12 protein-coding genes are annotated in these 19,857 nt (G+C 28.4%); 7 read left to right on the top strand and 5 right to left on the bottom strand.

Annotated elements, in window-relative coordinates:
• Positions 1 to 616: 616 nt before the first annotated feature.
• The 5 genes from BUA86_RS15625 to era all read right to left on the bottom strand — a co-directional run bounded on the left by BUA86_RS15625 (position 617) and on the right by era (position 7,884).
• On the bottom strand, positions 617 to 1,861 hold the full coding sequence (locus BUA86_RS15625; protein WP_072934092.1) for a DUF445 domain-containing protein: 1,245 nt from the start codon (positions 1,859 to 1,861) through the stop codon (positions 617 to 619).
• 38 nt (positions 1,862 to 1,899) lie between these two features.
• Positions 1,900 to 2,679, bottom strand: coding sequence for a universal stress protein (locus BUA86_RS15620; RefSeq protein WP_072934091.1), 780 nt, complete (start codon positions 2,677 to 2,679; stop codon positions 1,900 to 1,902).
• A 139-nt stretch (positions 2,680 to 2,818) separates the two neighbouring features.
• Entirely contained in the window at positions 2,819 to 5,134 is a 2,316-nt protein-coding gene (locus tag BUA86_RS15615) for a T9SS type A sorting domain-containing protein (protein WP_072934090.1), read from the bottom strand.
• A 100-nt stretch (positions 5,135 to 5,234) separates the two neighbouring features.
• Positions 5,235 to 6,797: a tetratricopeptide repeat protein gene (locus BUA86_RS15610; protein WP_178300435.1), complete on the bottom strand. Its 1,563-nt coding sequence runs from the start codon at positions 6,795 to 6,797 to the stop codon at positions 5,235 to 5,237.
• 199 nt (positions 6,798 to 6,996) lie between these two features.
• Complete coding sequence (gene era, locus BUA86_RS15605; protein WP_072934088.1) at positions 6,997 to 7,884, bottom strand: GTPase Era; 888 nt, start codon at positions 7,882 to 7,884, stop codon at positions 6,997 to 6,999.
• 210 nt (positions 7,885 to 8,094) lie between these two features.
• Here era and BUA86_RS15600 point away from each other — a divergent pair, with 210 nt between their 5' ends.
• From BUA86_RS15600 to BUA86_RS15570, 7 genes are all read left to right on the top strand, one after another.
• Positions 8,095 to 8,361 (top strand): hypothetical protein, encoded by a 267-nt coding sequence (locus tag BUA86_RS15600; RefSeq protein ID WP_178300434.1) that lies wholly within the window; start codon positions 8,095 to 8,097, stop codon positions 8,359 to 8,361.
• A gap of 353 nt (positions 8,362 to 8,714) precedes the next feature.
• Entirely contained in the window at positions 8,715 to 9,656 is a 942-nt protein-coding gene (locus tag BUA86_RS16330; RefSeq protein ID WP_072934086.1) for a hypothetical protein, read from the top strand.
• A 3-nt stretch (positions 9,657 to 9,659) separates the two neighbouring features.
• Entirely contained in the window at positions 9,660 to 10,598 is a 939-nt protein-coding gene (locus BUA86_RS15590; protein WP_072934085.1) for a hypothetical protein, read from the top strand.
• A gap of 1 nt (position 10,599) precedes the next feature.
• A complete protein-coding gene (locus BUA86_RS15585; protein WP_072934084.1) occupies positions 10,600 to 12,105 on the top strand; it encodes a T9SS type A sorting domain-containing protein in 1,506 nt (501 codons plus the stop codon).
• Positions 12,106 to 12,107: 2 nt separating this feature from the next.
• Entirely contained in the window at positions 12,108 to 15,458 is a 3,351-nt protein-coding gene (locus BUA86_RS15580; RefSeq protein ID WP_143147349.1) for a hypothetical protein, read from the top strand.
• A gap of 5 nt (positions 15,459 to 15,463) precedes the next feature.
• Entirely contained in the window at positions 15,464 to 19,087 is a 3,624-nt protein-coding gene (locus BUA86_RS15575) for a DUF6443 domain-containing protein (protein ID WP_072934082.1), read from the top strand.
• 51 nt (positions 19,088 to 19,138) lie between these two features.
• Complete coding sequence (locus BUA86_RS15570) at positions 19,139 to 19,576, top strand: hypothetical protein (protein WP_072934081.1); 438 nt, start codon at positions 19,139 to 19,141, stop codon at positions 19,574 to 19,576.
• The last annotated feature ends 281 nt before the right edge of the window (positions 19,577 to 19,857 follow it).

The raw sequence follows: 19,857 nt of genomic DNA, 5'->3' as shown, positions 1-19,857 counted from the left end.
TCCTACAATACTACTCTTCTTTCGTATTGGGAGTGCAAATATACAACTCAATATTCCGTTTTTCCAAATCAACTTTACAATTAATTTACATTTTTCGCCTAACTAACTGAATAACCGTAGAATATTTTTTAAACTTTTTTGGAAATAGATGTGAGAGATGAGATTTAAGATATGAGAGAGAAGAAAAAAGGAAGAAAAGAAAGAGAATATAAAGTGTTTTTAATATTAAACGAGATGCGAGATTGGAGATTTAAGATGGAAAAATAGGTAATGATGCTTCGACAGTTATGACAAAACAAGCCTTATATCTTATAGTCTTACATCTTAAAACTAAAATCTAACTTCTATATTATTTAACCGCAAAGAACACAAAGATTACGCAGAGAACATAAGTGTAACTATTCAAAACAAACCTTACTCCTTATAATCTTATAGCTTAAAACTAAAATCTAACTTCTCATTTCTAGTTTCTAGTATATGGATAAAATGACATGATTATTTTGTGATGACAACTTCCCCAAAAAGTTGGCTTCGCAAAATACTTTGAAGTTAACAACTCGGGAAGTGAGCAACACTATGTGTTGCGTATTATTCAAAAATATAAAAAGACTTCAGCTTAATGAAAGATAAGTTGAGTTACTGCATAAATTATTAAACCGACTAATCCACCAACCAAAGTTCCGTTAATACGAATGAATTGAAGGTCCTTCCCTACTTCTAATTCTAATTTCTCGCTAAGTTGTTTTCCTTCCCACTTGTCGACTGTATTACTAATTAGACTTTCTACTTCTTTAACATTTCTAAGAATCATGCGGTAAAGGAAATGACGTACCCAACCATTTATTTTAAAAATCATTTCTTGATTATGAGATAGATTGTAAGCCAATTTATCGATGTTTTTTTGAATATAATTTTGCAGTACAGACTGTTGATTATCGAAACTATCTGTTAATGATTGTTTTAATGTTAACCACAAGTCTGATGCATATTCTTCTAGTCTTTCTTGTGTAATGAAATCGTCTCGAAGAGCTTCTAATTTAAGTTTCCAATCTGGTGATTGTTTTATATTCTCAATATTATCTTGAATTAGCTTCTCTATATTAAGGCGTATTGGATGTTCTTTATCATTTTCAATTTCATCTAACAAACTAATTACTCCTTCTACTACTCCTTTAGATATTTTTCTACCTGCAAAAAATGAAATAACTGGATGCTTCTCGTTAATTTTATCTTTAATGATAATATCACTTTGAGCAATATATTCTTTTGCTTTTGGGATAATAGCTTCTAATATATCGTCGTGTTTCTGTTTTTCTAAGATATACTCTAAACTAGATGAAGCTAATTCTTGTAAATTGAATTGTTTTAGAATCTCCTCTCCTTTTAAAGTCATGAAATCTACAACATCTTTATCGTCTAAATCTTTTATTACTTTTTTCGCAAAGTTGATTAGCTCTTGTTGCAACATTTCTTGATTGCTTGTTTTATTTAACCAATCTGAGACATATTTTACAACTTCTAACTTTTCTATATAAGGACGTATTGTTGCTGGAGTAAGAAAATTTCCTGTTACGAATTGTCCTAAATTGTCTCCAATTGCATTTTTACTATTCTCTATAAGATTGGTATGTGGAATTTTTAACCCAAGTGGATAACGAAACAATGCTGTTACTGCAAACCAGTCTGCAAGCGCGCCAACCATTGCTGCTTCTGCGAATGCTTCTACATACCCTATCCAGCTTACAGAAAATTGTGTACTTAGATAAACCATTAAAAAATACACTAAAGCCATTACGAAGAATAATCCTGTTGCAATAGCTTTATGCTTTTTTAAGTTTTGTATTTTTTGTTGTTCGGTCATTTTATGAAAATCTCAAAAATTTAGCCAATAAATTTGCTCTAAAAAACAACTAATGCTACATTTCCTAAGTTAATTAGATTACTACTGTGATTTTCTGAAAATAATCTGTCGAAAAAAGATGAATCTCTATGATAAACTCCTAAAACATCTATTTCTTTTTGAGTTGTAAAATTTAATAATCCTGTTTCAACATCTTCACTCTTTTCCATAGTGATTGTTAAGTTAGGATATTGTAATTGCCAATTGTTTCTTGTTTCAACCATTTCATTTGTCATTAGTTCATTTTCTACATGAACAATGTTTAGTTTTTTAGCAAACAAATCTGCGATTTGAACCATTTCTTGTAAAGCCGTATTTTCATCATTATTAAAAAGTGTAGCATAGGCTAAATTACTTTCTTCTTTAAATTGAATATTATTCGGAATTGCAAAAACAGGAATTGGTGAATTATTGATAACATTTACAGTATTAGAACCAAATAATTTTTTACCAAAACTATTTTCTCCATTTGTTCCCATTACAACAAACTCTATGTTCTCTTTCTCTATAATATCTAAAATTGTTAATAATAAATCTCCTATTACAATATCACTTTCTATATTAACATTAATTAAATTATTATGAATAGCTGTTTCTTTTAATTGATTGATATGATTTTTGAAATCTTCTTCTGTCGTATTTAAATAGTTTTTAAGATTAGATTGAACAGAGATAATTTTAATATCTGCATTCATTTTTTTGGCAAGTTGCACTGCATACAAAAATGCATTATTTGCGGTTTCTGAGAAGTCTGTTGGAAATAATATTTTAGTCATCATAATTTATTTGTGCTTTTGTAGTTACTCAAATTTACAATTTTAAAATAAGTTTCTCTTTATGATAACAAAAAATTCCCGATACTAGATCGGGAATTTAAGTAAGAATTCTAAGCGAATTATTATAATTTAAAAAAGTGCTTTACTTTTTTATTAATTTATGTGTTTCTACTTTTCCATTACTTAGTTTTATTTTTACTAAATAAATTCCTTTTGTTAAAACAGAAATATCTACATTATTTTTATTACTTGTAAAAACTTTATTTCCGTTTAAGTTATAAATCTCTAATGAACTTAATTGTTGTTTATCACTTAATTTTATATTTAAATAATCCACAACTGGATTAGGATAAATAATAGTTGACTTTGATGTTATAATTTCTGGATCTGAAAGACCTAGTGTTTTTAAATCTAATGTGTATTTTACAATTCCTAAATCTGATGTTGTTACAAATATTTCTACAGCATTCTCTATAAAATTAAAATCTGAAGATGTAAATGTATTAGATGTTTTTAGATTAAATAATTCTTCTCTATCTACTTCTTTCCATGTTTTTCCACTATCACCAGAAAAAACAATTCTGAATTGTGATAAATTTGAATCGTGAGAAATAGCGACTAGCTGTTGTGGGTTTAATGGAGAATGCACAACATTAAAAAATAATTCATCATTAATTTTTTGCCAGTTTTCTCCTTTATCTAAAGATGTAAAAATTCCTAAATTAGATGTAAATGTATATTGATCTTTGTTTAAAGGATTTTTAACTACTTTAAAAATTAAATCTGATTCAGAGAAATCCTCTAATCCATTTGTTAATGCAGTCCAAGTCGTTCCAAAATCTAAACTTTTATATAAACCTTCTTGTTGAGATATTAACAATTGTTGATTATTCACCTCATCAATAAAAATATTACGAATTGACCCATCCATTTTTGGTGGAATAATAGCTGTTGTTTGAACATTTTGCAAATCGGTATAATCTATTAAAACTAATTCACTTTCTAAACCTAAAGATGAAACACCAACTAAAACTTTATTATCATCTACAGATTTTATTCCATCTAATGTAGTTTTAAATGTATTGTAGATATTTGATGTATTTAAACCATGATCTGTACTAACTGCTAAATCTCTCCCCATGAATCCACCAGAAAACTGAAATACTTTACCTACTTTCTCTTTATCTGCAATTACTCCAACTCCACCAAGACTAGAATAATTTAATGGTAAGACATTGTATTCTGTATTTTGATTGGTAGATAAATCAGTGTGTAAGTAACCAGATTGCAACCCAAAATATAAATGTTGTTCAGTCTCATTTTTAACTAACTGAATACTTCCTGATGTAAAAAAGTAAGGCGATTTAATTCTTGTAAAAGCTGTTCCTTTATTTGAAGAAAATAATGGATAATAATTAGCCGTTACAACAAGTTCATTCTCATTGAACGGGTTAAAAGAAGAGTTTGTTCCATAATAATAGTCTTCTACATTATCTGCTGCATTTTCGTAAATAAACTTATCCCATGTATTACCACCATCTGCAGAACGAATAACTTCGTTTTCCTCGAAAACAAATACGTCTTGAGGATGATGTGGATTTATATTAATTGAAACAATATCATTTAATAAATAATCATTCCAAGCAATTGGAACAATATTCCATGTATTACCACCATCTATAGATTTATATAAATTTTCTGGCTGTTGACCAAATGTTATAGTTGTTCCAACATAAATCTCATTCGCATTTACTGGATTTATTGTTATTGGTCCTAATGCAACATTTGGTAGTTTATCTTCCCATGTTTCACTATTATCTTCTGAAATTAATAATCCTCCCGAAATGCCTGAATTACCGTTTCCTAATGTTATAAATAACTTATTTGGATTATCGTGGGCAATCGCTACTCGTGTTGGAAAGATATTATTGTTCTCAACTGTAAAATATACTTCTTTCCAAGAGTTCCCTCCATCTGTTGTGTACTGAACTTTAGAATAATTATCAAAACCAATTTTAAAACCCTGAATAACGATTGCTCTATTTGTATCTTGATCATAAAGATCATACGCACTTATCCATTGTCCGTCTGCGGGCTGAACAGGCAAAATAAATTCTTTAACAAGTTTATTGGTTTCTAAACTGTAAACAAATAATGCATCTTGAGCTTGCATAGAGTTTCTAGAAAAGAAACTTAATGTATTACTTGATTGATTATACTTTAAACCTTGTATATCTCCATCTTGATGTGAATATAAAATATCCCATGTTTTTCCATTATCGTTTGATACTGTGATATGATTTCCTCCTGTAAGCGCATAGATTCTATTCTCTATTTTGTAATCATATGTTAAATCAAACATTCGCCCATATTCGTGCGAACCAATAAGTTCAACTTGTGCATTTGCTTGTTGTAATGTAGCAAAACAAGTTATTAATAAAAGTGTAAATCTCCTCATGTGTTAATCTTTAAGATAAAGTTTAATAAAAAAGGAGTGGTAACAAATTATTAATTTAGAAATAACAAGACAACAACAAGGAAATAGTGTGACATTTTTTCTAAATGTTTGATAAATAGAAATATAAATCTTCTTCAGCAGATAGATTCATTTTCTTAGAAATTCGTTCTTTTCTTTTTCTACAAGCTTCTGGCGTGATGTTAAATAAAGACGAAATTTCTTTTATTGTAAGATTCATATATAAATAAGAAATAAATCGAAGATCGTTTGCATTAAGATATGAATGAGCTTCTTTTAGTCTTTTTAAAAACCCTTGATTCACCTCATCAAAATGATTAAAAAAATGATCCCATTCTGAATCTTTTTTCAGATGATTTTTTAGTTCTCTTACTTTATTCTCTAAAATTGGATTTCCTCTTACTTCGTTAAAATTAGAAAAATGAGCAATAATATCTTCTATTAAATTATTTCGAGCGGCAACGCTTAATGCTTTCGAAGTAAGTTGTTTATTTTTTAATTCTATTTCACCACGTAAACGCTCCTCATTTAATCCTGATGAAACATTATGTTCTTGTAAAGTTTGTTCTAAAAGTAATTTTTCATTTTTCTCTTGCAATAATTCTAACTCAATAATCTGCTGATTACGTTCAGCAATAATTTTTCTTTGATTAAGCTTTATAAAATGATTTCTAATTGCCCAGAAAACAAGCATTAATAATAAAATTAATCCTATTATGAAACCATAAAATAGCTTACGTTCTGTTTTTAATTGTTGTGTGCTTTCGGAAAGTTTTTGTTGAAAATTCTGAGCCTCGAACTTTATCTTACTATTTTCGAATAAACGCCCATTTTTTATTTTATTGATAGAATCCATTGTAAACATAACAGAATCTTTGTATAAAATAGCCTGATTATACTTCTGAGCATCAAAACTTAATTGAGCCATCAATTTATAAGCATCTTTTTTATTTTCGACACTCATATTATCATCTTTCAGTAATAAATTAATATAATCTGTTGCACGACTAATATTCTTTTCTTCTTGAAAAATTTGAGCTAATAGAATTAAAATAGAACTTTTGGCTTCTATATTAGATGATTTTTGAGCAGTATAAAAAAGTTTTAAAGCAATTTCTTTTGCTTTTTGGTGTTGTTTTGCTAGATAAAAATTATTGGCTTCGGCTATTTCTGCCATCAACAATAATTCGTTATTACTTTTTAATAACGGGATAGCTCTCGTAAGATATTTTTTGGCTTTTTTAATTTGATTTTGTTCATTAGCTACAGTAGCTAAATTAATAGCGTACAAACCAATTTTTAAAGATTCTTTTTTCCCTAAGGCTATTTTATAAGCTCTTAAAAAATATTCTTCCGCTTTGGCAAATTGTCTTTCTTTTGAATATAGAATTGCGATGTTATTCAGTACAATCATTTCTTCGTTAGAATCTGCATTCTTCAATGCAATTTTATAGGCTTCCAAATAATTATCTATTGCCTCACCATAATCCAGCATCAGGTAATAATTTACACCAATGTTGTTTATTGCCAAAAACAACTGCTTATTCCAATTCTTTTGCTGAGAACGGTTTTTAACTTTTAATAACAGCTCTAAAGACTCTCCAAAATTATTTTCTGCTCTTTCATTAATTGCCTTAATAAGCAATTCATCGCATTCTTTTTGCGTCTGTGCATTACAAAAACTAATAAATAAGCAAAAAAATAAAAAATATAGATACTTCATTTAGATACAATTTCCCATTTATAGATGACAAAAAATTATATAGGTTGCGTTAAAATACTATTTTTCTACTTGAAATAAAAAAAGCGTTGATAAATCAACGCTTGTATTTTTATTTTAGAGATTAGTAACCAAATCTTCTTAAATCATTTTCTTTACTTCTCCAGTCTTTTCTCACTTTAACAAATAGTTTTAAGAAAACCTTTTTATCAAAGAATTTCTCCAATTCTTCTCTAGCTTCTTTTCCTACTTTTGATAAAGATTCACCTTTATGTCCAATTATAATTCCTTTTTGAGAATCACGTTCCACAAAAATTTCAGATTCAATAGAAATCAAATTTAAATCTTCTTTAAAACGTTCTGTTACTATTTCGACAGAATAAGGGATCTCTTTTTGATAGTTTAATAAGATTTTCTCACGAATAACCTCATTCACAATAAAACGTTCCGAACGATCTGTTAATTGATCATCTGGATAATATTGTGGTCCTTCTGGAATAATATCTTTTATTTTATTGATTAATAAATCAACATTTACATTTTCCTTTGCAGAAATAGGTAAAATTTCAGCCTTAGGAAGTAATTCGTGCCAATAATCTACAGCTTCATTCAGACGATCAGGCGTAGCAGTATCAATTTTATTTAATAGTAAAATAATTGGTGTTGATGTTTTTTGTAAACGCTCAAACACTTCTTCATTTTTCAATCTTTTTTCTCCAATTTCTACTACGTATAGAATAACATCAGCATCAACTAAGGATTCTTTTACAGCTTCCATCATTTTTGTTTGTAATTCGTATGCTGGATCTAAAACACCTGGTGTATCAGAAAAAACAATTTGATAATCTTCTCCCGTCAAAATACCTTTTATACGGTGACGTGTTGTTTGCGCTTTATGTGTTGCAATTACAAGGCGCTCTTTCATCAAAACATTCATCAATGTAGATTTTCCAACATTAGGATTACCTATGATATTTACAAAACCGGATTTAAATTTCTTTTCGTCTGACATTCTGCAAATTTAGTTAATTATTATGTTCTATTATAGATAAAGTTTATTTACAGATTAAAAAAACGTTTTAATTAGCTAATTATTTGGCTTATAATTTGAAAAAATTAGGTTAGAAAAAAATCTATAAAAAGTTTAGATTTATCTAATTAATATGATTAAATTCATATTGTGTTAAGAAAAAATATAAAATAATTTCAAATTTATAAAGTGATGAAAGCAGAGCTTATTGAAAAAGAAGAAGTAGTAAATTTAAAATTTTTAGATGCTCCAAAAGGAGAAGTTACAGTAGAAGCTGAAAAATTAAATGGAGCTGTAAGATTAGGTAATGAATTTAAATCTAAAGCATATATTACATTTCAGACGGATCAAGGTCCTAAAAAAATCGAAACAACAGTTTGGTCTGTAACAGAAAGTTTTCTACAAATAAAAAATGACGTTTTAATTCCTATAAAATCTTTAATAGATATACAATATTAATTAATAGTTGAATCATAAAAAAATAGCCTTAGAATTTATTCTAAGGCTATTTTTTTATGATTTGTTTATAGGTTATTTAAATTACAAACCTTCATTACACCTTTTTTTTAAGTTAAAATAATTCAGTGCTTTATACGGTTTAACTGTTTTTAATCAGTTCATGATAAATTACAGTTATTTCAACATTAATAAATTGATTTATTTTTTAGTTTCTATTAACATTAGTATACATTTGCAGCAAAATACATGACACTATAAAATACTCTACTTAAATATAAAATAATCTTATCCAGCTTACTTTATATTTTTTCATAAAAATAGCTTTTATAGTTAATGATAAAATATAACATCATATGAAAAAAATTTACTTTTTGCTTGGCTTAATCTCTAATATAGCTTTAGCACAATTAGCAACTCCGTCTGCACAAATTATAGCTACTACAAATCCCACAACTGGAAATGTTGGTATTGGTATAAATAATCCTGATGAAAAATTATCAGTTGAAAGAGGTATTAGTGTAAGCCAAAATTCAGATGAAGGAGGATATTTATCTATATTAAATACAAGAAAATCGGGTGATAGTTCATTGACTTGGAGAATCTATAATATGACAGGCGCATATGGAAATAGTCTTCAATTTTGGAATTATACAAATGACTGGCGCGGAGGAAGTCGTCTAATACTTTCAGATAATGGAAATATAGGTATTGGAACAGAAACTCCTAAAGCTAAATTAGATATTAATGGCTTTGTTATTATGGGTGGTCATGAAACAAACCTAGATGTAGCTGTCGGAAATCCAAATAAGATAAAAGATGCTATAGCTAATTCTGGAAAAGTAGCAATTGGATGGAATTTATCTGGAGGAAAAGGCGAAGCTAGTTTTATTTCTAATAGAGGTCAAGGAGGAACAGGAGGTTTTAGTTTTTATGACATTGACAATAGTGGAACTATCAACCATATTCTTAATCTTAACAGTAACGGAAATGCAGTCCTATATGGGAAATTTGAAGCTAAAGAAATTAAAGTAACAGAATCACCTACTGCAGATTTTGTTTTTGAAGAAGATTATAAACTTCCCACTTTACAAGAAGTTGAACAACACATTAAAGAAAAAAAACATTTGCCAGAAATAGCTTCTGCCAAGCAAATGGAAAAAGAAGGGGTTAACATCGGTGAATTCCAAATTCAATTACTTCAAAAAATTGAAGAGCTAACACTTTATATTATTGAGCAGAATAAAGAAATTGAAGAACAAAATAATAGAATAAAGAAATTAGAAAAAATAAAATAAATAATGAAATACATTTATCTTTTAATTTGCTTATTTATAAGTAAAAATTCATTTGGTCAATATGCCCCAAGTGAATTTGTAACATCAGCTACATTCGCAAGTAATTTTAAAAAAGGTGATTATATTGTTTTTGCTGCTGCGAGTCCAATAAATGCATCATCTTCAGGTTTTTTTGAAATATCAATTTCATACACTAGAGGAAATATTGCTGCAGCAAATACATTTCTGACAGCAACATCACATTATAATCCTAATAAATGGAGAGAAGCTAGTATAATAAATGCTAATGATTATACAGAGTTTAATAAACGTAATTTCACAGTAGATGTAAATGGAGGAAATAATTCTTTTAGAATTAGAGCTATTAATACTTTAGGGACATCAGATGAACTAAAAGTTAATATTAAAATACGTTCAATAAACTTAAATGCAAATTGGCAGCCACTAAATGATTTTGGTAATGATATTTCTACAATTGATTTACAACCAACAACAGATGAATGGTCTCTATATGTAGGTAATTTATATTCAAGTAATACTGCTTCAATTGCTATAAAAGCCATTTCAAATGGAAATGTTGGTATTGGAACACCTAATCCAAAACATAAATTAGATGTAAATGGAACAATTCATTCTAAAGAAGTAAAAGTTGACATGGATGGTTGGGCTGATTATGTTTTCAAAGAAAACTATGCTTTACCTACATTAAAAGAAGTGGAACAACACATTAAAGAAAAAGGTCATTTACCAAATATTCCTTCTGAAAAAGAAGTAATAGAGAATGGGCTTTCTGTTGGTGAAAGCCAAAAATTATTATTACAAAAAATTGAAGAGTTAACACTTTATATTATTGAGCAGAATAAAACACTTATAATTCAAAATGAAAAAATGGCTCAACAAGAAAAAAGAATTGAAGAATTAGAAAAAAATAAAACTAACTAACATGAGAAAAACTTTACTTTCTGTTTGTTCTCTCTTTTTAATGATTTCTATTTCTGCACAAGAAGTCGTGTGGGAAAAATCTATTGGTGGAGAACATGCTGAATATTTATATAATGCTATTCCTACTCCAGATTATGGTTTCCTTATTCTTGGAAGTTCGGCTTCTGATGCTACTGGTGACATCAAAAAAAATAATCAAGGAAGTTTAGACTATTTTCTATGGAAAATGGACGAAAATGGAAAACAAGAATGGCAAAATTCTTTTGGTGGAAGTGCAATTGACTTTCTGTATGCTGCTAAACCTACTCCAGATGGTGGTTATATCTTAGCTGGTGCTTCTACTTCTGGTAAATCTGGTGATAAAACTAGCGAAAACCAAGGTGCTGAAGATATTTGGATTATTAAAATTGATGCTAATGGTAACTTACAATGGCAACAAGCTTTTGGTGGAAATGGAAATGATATTCCAACTGATATTTTAGTTACAGAAGACAGTGGATACCTTGTTGCTGCCAATTCTAACTCTACTCCATCTGAATTAAAGAAAAGTGAAAACTTCGGTGGAAACGATTATTATATGATTAAGCTCGATAAAAAAGGTCAACTTATTTGGGAGAAAACCTATGGAGGTGCTTATGATGATAAAGTAAAATCTATTCTACAAACAAAAGATGGTTTTATTCTCGTAGGAAATTCTAATTCTCCTGCAAGTGGAAACAAAACAGTTGAGCAGAACGGAAATAAAACATGGATTGTTGAAATTGATAATGAAGGAAATATTCGTTCTGAAAATAGCCTTGGCTTAAACAATGAAAATTATTTAATTTCTGCTGAGCAAAAGAAGGATCATTATCTGTTTGCCATTAACGAAAAAAATGGAAGTAAAACAGCTTCTAAAGTTATTGAAACAGATTTTAGTCTTCAACCAACTCATACAACTGAATTAAAAGTTGAAAATAATTTATCGATTACTGAAATTAGAAATGTAAATGATAATTTCCTTTTAACTGCTAATAAAATTTCAAGTTTACAAGAAGCTACTTCAGGCGAAATTGAAAGTTATTACATTACAAAATCATTCGATAAGAATGGAACTTCTATCTGGGAAAAGAAATTTGGTGAAAAAGGATTTAATTATTTAGAAAAAGCAATCACAACACGTGATGGTTCAACTATTTTATTTGGAAATTCTACTCAACAAGCAAAAGGAAATAAAGGTCAATCGGATTTTTATTTGGTGAAATTAGGAAAAGAAGGAGACGATGTAAAACGTGTCTCAGTAGAGGTTTATCCTAATCCAACTTCGGATATTGTAAATGTAATTATCAACAAAGAGTTTACTACTTCTTCTATTGAAATTTATAACCTTGCTGGACAGCATCTACAAACCAAAAATGTAAAATACCGTTCTACTCCTATTTCTTTAGGAAGTTACCCTGGTGGTGTTTACATCTTAAAAATTAAAACAGATAACAAATCTGAATCTATTAAAATTATTAAAAAGTAATCATGAAAAAAATATACTTACTATTTCTTTTAGGGATAGTGAACTTTCTGAGTGCACAGAATAACAATAATCAAAAGAATTCACCCTACATACCTGAAGTATATCCAAAAACTCCAGAGAATTCAGCTTTATTAAAGAATATTGAATTACCTCCAGGAACCTATACAGGTACTTATGGATATAAAATTGATTTAGGGACAGTTAACTTAAAGTCTCTTAATTTACCTATTTCATTAGACTATTCTACAACAGGTATAAAAGTTAATGGAATAAGTGGAAGAGTTGGAACTGGTTGGGTTCTAAATGTGGGAAATATTTCTTTAAATAGAGATGTTAGAGGTGTTTCTGATAATCTAGTCCAAGAAGTTAATTTAAATAAAAAGTATTACGAGTTCAGCCCTAATGATGGTGATACTTCTTCTCCAAATGGAAATAGTGATTATAGCATAGCTAGAAGATTAACAGGTTTATTTCAAGGAGAAATAACAGGTAACTTTCCTTCTTTAGATGCAAATAGAGATTATTATATTTATTCTCTTGCTTCAAATTCTGGTCGCTTTATAGAAGATAGTCAAGGAAATTTCCATACAATTCCTAAGGACGATCTAAAGATTTTAAATAATAGAACCCTAGTTGATAACAAAGGAAATACATACTATTTTGCTGAGTATAGAAGTATTTCTAATAATGCGCTTTATTCTAATCTTAATGATGGTGGAATAAGTGGTCCTTATGTAAAAAATATAGGTTATGCGTTTCGATTAGATTCAATAAAATTAGTTACAAATGAAGTAATTGAATTTAGCTATGTAAAAGATGATTATAAGTTTACGTCTGCTTATAATAAAAGCTTAGATCTTAAAACTTCTAATACAGATAAAAATCCTACTAGATTATGTATAAATTATGGCAAAATGCCTTCAATTAATAGAAATCATCAAGAAGTAACTGATTACACAATAAAGGAAATTAATTATCCAAATGGTAAAATTGTTTTTGATTACATAGATAATAATCAAGAAGTTGAAGGAGGAAAAGTATTAAAATCAGTCAAATTCTATCAAAATAATAAATTATACAAAGATTATTCTCTTGAATCTTCATTTACTACCTCTGAATCGCCATCTCAGATTGCAGCTAAGTATAATGAAAACTTTAGTAAACGATTATTCTTATTCAATGTAAATGAACGATTCACAAATGCCAATTATACTTTAGATTATTATGGTGTGAATCAAAATTCTTTACAAACAGATTTTCCTGCTAGATTTTCTGGAAAAGAAGATTATTGGGGAAGCTATAGTTCTGCTGGGGATTTTCTTCCTTCTTCTAATTTTTACACTAATAATTTAGGTGTACTAACTAAATATGACGGAGCTAATAAAAATCCTAATTTAAATGATGCAATTATTGGATCTTTACAATCTATAAAATTTCCTACAGGTGGTTTTCAAAAAATACAGTATGAGTTAGACGACTCTTATGGAGAAGGTTATAAAGAAACTTATTCTGAAGAAAAAAATTTGGGAGTATTTGCTACTGCTTCTGAAATTAGACGTTCTGTAACAAAAACACTTGTCATAGAAGAATCTAGTACCATTTACGAAACTAAACTGCTGTTTCTTTATGATGGAATGGAAAAAGTAGATTTCAATCCTCCAAATGATCTTCCTACAGTTAGTCATTATAAAGTAGAAGTTTATGTAAATAATATTCTTAGAAGAACTTTATATGATAAAGGTCCACATGATATTTACCAAAGCCCTTATATACAAAATTCAATTGATGTAAAAAATGGAGATGTTCTTGATTTTAAATTTATATATCAGGAAATGAATGGTGTTGGAGGTAATCCTAAATTAACTTTTAATGTGCCTGCTAGCGTTGGGCTTACTTATACGATTCTAAAACAAAGAGACATTCCTGCTGTTAATAAAAATGCTGGTAATCTTAGAGTAAAAGAATTGGTTTTAAAAGAAAATGAAAATACAGACACTTACAAAAAACAATATATATACAGAAAGTTTGATAAACCTAATGAATCTAGTGGTTATTTCTTAGGTAGGGATATGAATATGAATTTCTACACTAGAAAACCTTATCATGAGTATAATCCAGATCCTAATTTTTTCTGTGAATATTTAAATGTGTCAAGTCAAAATTATTATAATTTATATGCATTAGAAAATAAATCTGTTGTCTATCCAAATGTTACAGAAAAAATAATTAATGTAAAAGATAATTCATTTTTTACGATAGAGAAAAAGTTTTCTGTTCCAAGTAAAATAGGTTATTCTGAATTTCAGTTACCTTTTATTCAAGGTCCTTACAATGGTTATATGGGAGGATTATTATTAAATGAAGACTATAAGAATGATAACAATAAAATAGTAAAAACAATTTCTAATACATATGAATTTGATAATTATTTTAATCAGTTTTCTTCAAAATATGATAATGAATTTCCTGACTATATTTATCCTGCAATGGATTTAAGTATTCGTTCTACTTATGGGAATGCTTCTAGACAAGAGGTACATACATTTGATGTAAATCCTTATCATTATCCAAGTACATGGATAAAACTAATGCAAACAAAAGAGATTGATTATTTAGATAATAATAAATTTATTGAGAAAGTTAAAAGTTTTTCTTACGATTATAACCAATTAAAACCAATTAAAGAACTTGTTAGCAATAGCAAGGGCGATGATATTACTACTGAATATCAATATCCTTCTAATTTAACAACTGGTTATCCTGAAAGTACTAAAATGAATCGTTTGGTTAATGAAAATCGTATTTCAGAACCTGTTATCACTAAACAACAAGTTGGAAGCGTTTATGTATCAGAAGTTCATAATCAATACAATGAGTTCTATGGACTTTTACAAAAATCTGCCGTTTTTCAGAAAAAAGGAAAAGATATTTTAATCACACAAACTACAGATCGTAAAATAGTGTATAATAGTTACGATGCTAAAGGAAATATAACACAATATACAGTAGAAAATAGTCTTCCTGTAGCTATTATTTGGGGATATAACACTCAATATCCTATTGCTAAAATAGAAGGGGCTAATTATTCTGAGGTAGAACAGTTTGTTTCTACACTACAGAATTTAAGTAACAATGGAACTCTAACTAAAGATTCGTTTAGTGGTTTACGTACAGCTTTACCAAATGCAATGATTACAACTTATGTTTACAAACCATTAGTAGGTGTAACAACTATTACAGGTGCAAATGGTATTTCTGAAAATTATACGTATGATTCTGCAAATCGTTTAGAAGAAATTAAAAACGATAAAAACGAAGTTTTAAAAACGTTTCAATATAACTATAAAAACTAAATTCTATGAGAAAATTTTATAACCTATTTTTAATACTATTTGTAGGATCTAGTTTTAGTTTTGCTCAAAAAGTTTTAAATACTCCAACAGCGGAGAATTCAACAATAACAGATCCCGTATCTATTACAATGACACCTGGTTTCAGTGTAAAATCTGTTTCGGGTTCAACATTCCGTGCTTTTATCGATAGCAATGGAAATGGTATTCCTGATGGTCAGGAAGCTGAATTGCCAACTTTAAACGAGAACTTTGTTCGTACTATAGAGTGTTTAAATGCTTCGTGTAGCAAGAAAAAAGAAACTGTTGTTTATTTTGATGGTTTAGGTAGAGAAAAACAAGCCTTACAAGTGGCTGCTTCTCCTACTGGAAAAACAATTATAACTCCTTTTGATTATGATGGATTTGGACGCCAAGAAAAAGAATTCTTGCCATTTCCTATATCATCAACTGATAATAAAATAAGTACACAAACAGATGGAACCTCTTTTTATGGTACTTTAACAGGTGATACAACACCTTATTCTCAAAAAACATTCGAGAATTCTCCTCTTAATCGTGTCCTTTTCCAAGCTGCACCTGGTGAATCATGGAAAAAAGGTTCAAGTCATGAAATAGGATTTAAGTATGAATTAAATACTGAAAATGATGTTCTTCGTTTCGATGTATCACTTTCACAAACTCTTGTTCCAAGTTTAGTTCCAAATGGAAGTTATCAAGCCAATACGCTTTATAAAACAGTTACCACAGATGAAAATGGACAGGCAATACAAGAATTTAAAGACCAAGAAGGAAGAGTTATTTTAAAACGAATTAATATTCTTCAAGAAGATGACGCTCCTTTAAATTCATCTGGAAAACATGATACATATTATGTGTATGATGTTTATGGGAATTTAACGTATGTACTTCCTCCAAAATTAATAGAAGTTGGGAATTACATAGATAACTTAGCTGAATTAGGTTACCAATACCAATACGATGATAAAAACAGACTAGTTGAAAAGCAGCTTCCAGGAAAAGGAAGAGAGTTTATGGTTTATGATAATCAAGATCGTTTAACTCTACAACAAGATGCCAATCAGCGAACAGCAACTAACAAAGGTTGGACATTCTTTAAGTATGATAAATTTGGGCGAATTGTTTATTCTGGTTTCTTTAAAAACACTGCTACTAGAAGTGCCATGCAATCAGCATTAAGCAGTAAAAGAACACTTAATAACGAGGAAAGAACTTCGACTGTTTATAGCAATAATGGTACAACTATTTATTATACCAACTCTCAATTTCCTAATGGTAGTTTAACTGTACAAACTGTTAATTATTATGATAATTACGAAAACTTAGAAATTCTACCATCAGCTATCGATAATCAAACTGTTATTGGTGCAAGTGATACGAAAACAAAAGGACTAGCAGTAGCGACATTAACCAATGTTTTAGGAACAGCAACATGGAACAAGTCTTATACTTTTTATGATAAAGAATATGTACGCCCAGTCGCTTCTCATTCTGAAAACTATTTAAAAGGACATACTAGTTCTGCTTCTTCTTTAGATTTTAGAGGAAAAGCATTGAATACAGTTACAAAACATAAATTAGATGATATCAATACTCCTGAAATAACAATTAATGAAGTATTTGATTATTATGATAATGAGCTCTTAAAATCACAAACACATCAAATAAACAATGGTCCTGTTGAGTACATTGCTCAAAACTCGTATAACGAGATTAATCAATTAGTATCTAAAAAAGTTGGAAACGACAATGTTTCTACTCCATTACAAACTGTTGATTATAAATACAACATTCGTGGTTGGATGACAGACATAAATAATATTGATGTTACTAATGATGATTTATTTTCATTTAGAATAAAGTATAACAATCCTTATTATAATGGAGAAAAATTATACAATGGTAATATTTCTGAAGTTCTTTGGAAAACATCGCCTAATGAAAGAATTTTAGGTTATATGTATAATTATGACGGGTTAAACAGATTACTAAAAGGAACTTTTATTAATCCTTCAACACAAGTTCATTACACATACAATGAACATATAAAAGGCTATGATAAAAATGGAAATATTTTAGGTATAGACAGAAATAGTCAAAGTAAAGATGGAAATGTATTTCCAATAGATGATTTAGCTTATACATATCAAAATCATTCTAACAAGCTATTAGCTGTTACAGATCGTATAACTGGACCAGATGGTTTTGATGATAAAAACAAAACTGGTGATGACTACGATTATGACCTGAATGGAAATCTAATAAAAGATTTAAACAAAGAAATTACGAAAATAACTTATAATGACTTAAATTTACCTATAGAAGTTCTTTGGGAAAATGGGAATAAAATAAGTTATCTATATGATGCTAATGGAGTAAAGCTAAAGAAGACATTACAGCGTAATTTAATGTCAGAACCTATTGAGACGTATTATATTGATGGATTTCAATATAAAAAAGGAAATGGTAAATTTGACTTTAATCCAAAATTACAATTTTTTCCTACAACAGAAGGATATGTAAATGTATCGGGTAGCGAAAATGAATTTCAATATGTCTACAATTATACCGATCATTTAGGAAATGTACGTTTAAGTTATCAGAAGGAAAATAATGGTTCTTTAAAAATACTAGAAGAAAACAATTATTATCCATTTGGATTGAAGCATAAAGGTTATACTCCTACAACAATTGGAAATAGTAATTACCAGTATAAATATAATGGGAAAGAATTGCAAACAGATTTAGATATTAACCTTTACGATTACGGTGCTCGTAATTATGACCCTGCGATTGGGAGATGGTTTAATGTAGATCCACTGGCTGAGAAGTATCAAGAGTTATCTCCATATACTTATGCCGTTAATAATCCAGTATTTTTTATCGACCCTGATGGGATGCAAGTAGAGCATGATTATCAATTATTGAAAAATGGTCAAGTAAAATTGATTAAAGAGACAGCTGATAAATCAGATACTTTGTATGCTACAAATAATGATGGCTCTATTAATAAAAATGAAAGTGTTACTGTACAAAAAGAAAAAGCTAGTGATACCAGTGTTATTGGAGATTTAGCAAATGCAAATGGATATTTAGGTAATTTTAGAAATGAAAATGCAAATTTAGGAGCTAAAAAGGGTGAAGTTAGAATAGGATATTCAAATAATGTTAATGATGCTGTTAATGTCTTCAATTTTTTAAATAAAAATACATTTTCAAATATTGAATTTGGTTTAATGAGATTTGAAAATAATGGAAATAATGAGAATTATTTAATAGGAACAAATATGGAGATTGACGATTTAGGTAAAACATTTAGAAGTATGATTAATAAGATAGGAGGTTATTCAAATTTGATTGCTTTTTATCATAATCATGATGGATACGTTGGATCTAACCCTGATAAAATAGGTAATCAATTTGGTGCAGATCAAAATACTAGAAGGTTTGTACAAAGAAAGGTAATAGAAGCTGGAGGACGTAAATTACCAAGATTTTTCACTATTCATGAAGGGTTAGGTAATACTCTAATAGAACTTAATAGAGATGGTCATATAAAAACAGGAATGGTAATGACACCAGGTTCAATTAGTAATATTAATAAAAAATAATTTATGAAAAATATTTATATTATAATACTGTTTTTTACACTTTTTAATTGTATGAAAAAAAATAAAGAGGATTATATATTAGAAATCGTTAATACTAATATTGATTCTATGAATAATAGTCATTCAGAATTTTACAAAGATTATTTGTATACAATAGCTCATCAAGAGAAACAAGGAATAAATTATTTAAAAATATCTACAGGTGAATATTATAATAATGATTCTGTTGAATTCATCCAAGAATATAAAAATCATTTATTAGTTTTTTATAAAAATGTCTTATTTAAAAATAAGCATAAATTGAAACATCAAGATTTATACTCAGGATTAGCTTATAAAAAAGATAATATATATATGTATCATCCAAGTTATGTTGTAATTGAAGTTTTGAATAATAAATACAGAAGATTGAATTATAAGGAACAAAAAGAAAAAAAATTATTTATATACAATGATGTTCCTGACTTACCTGAACCCAATATAGAATAACTCCCCTCAGCTAGCGCGAGCATCCTACTCGTGAATAAATAAGAAAATATTAATTTTAAAATAACCAAAAGCCAGCTATATGCTGGCTTTTGTGTTTTATTGTGTAGCTATATTTTATTACAGAAATCTTAATTACTTTTAAACTATATTTCCTAAAAATTAAAAGAAAAGAAATTTTAATGAAAAAATACTTATATAAATAGGTACAATCTATCGTTGAAAAACCTCATTAATTAAATTATGAAATTATATATAAAATTAGTCTTCATTATACTAACATT

It is taken from the genome of Chishuiella changwenlii, from assembly GCF_900142565.1.
In the GTDB taxonomy this organism is placed as follows: Bacteria; Bacteroidota; Bacteroidia; order Flavobacteriales; family Weeksellaceae; genus Empedobacter; species Empedobacter changwenlii.
This window is presented reverse-complemented; position numbering and strand designations above follow the sequence as displayed.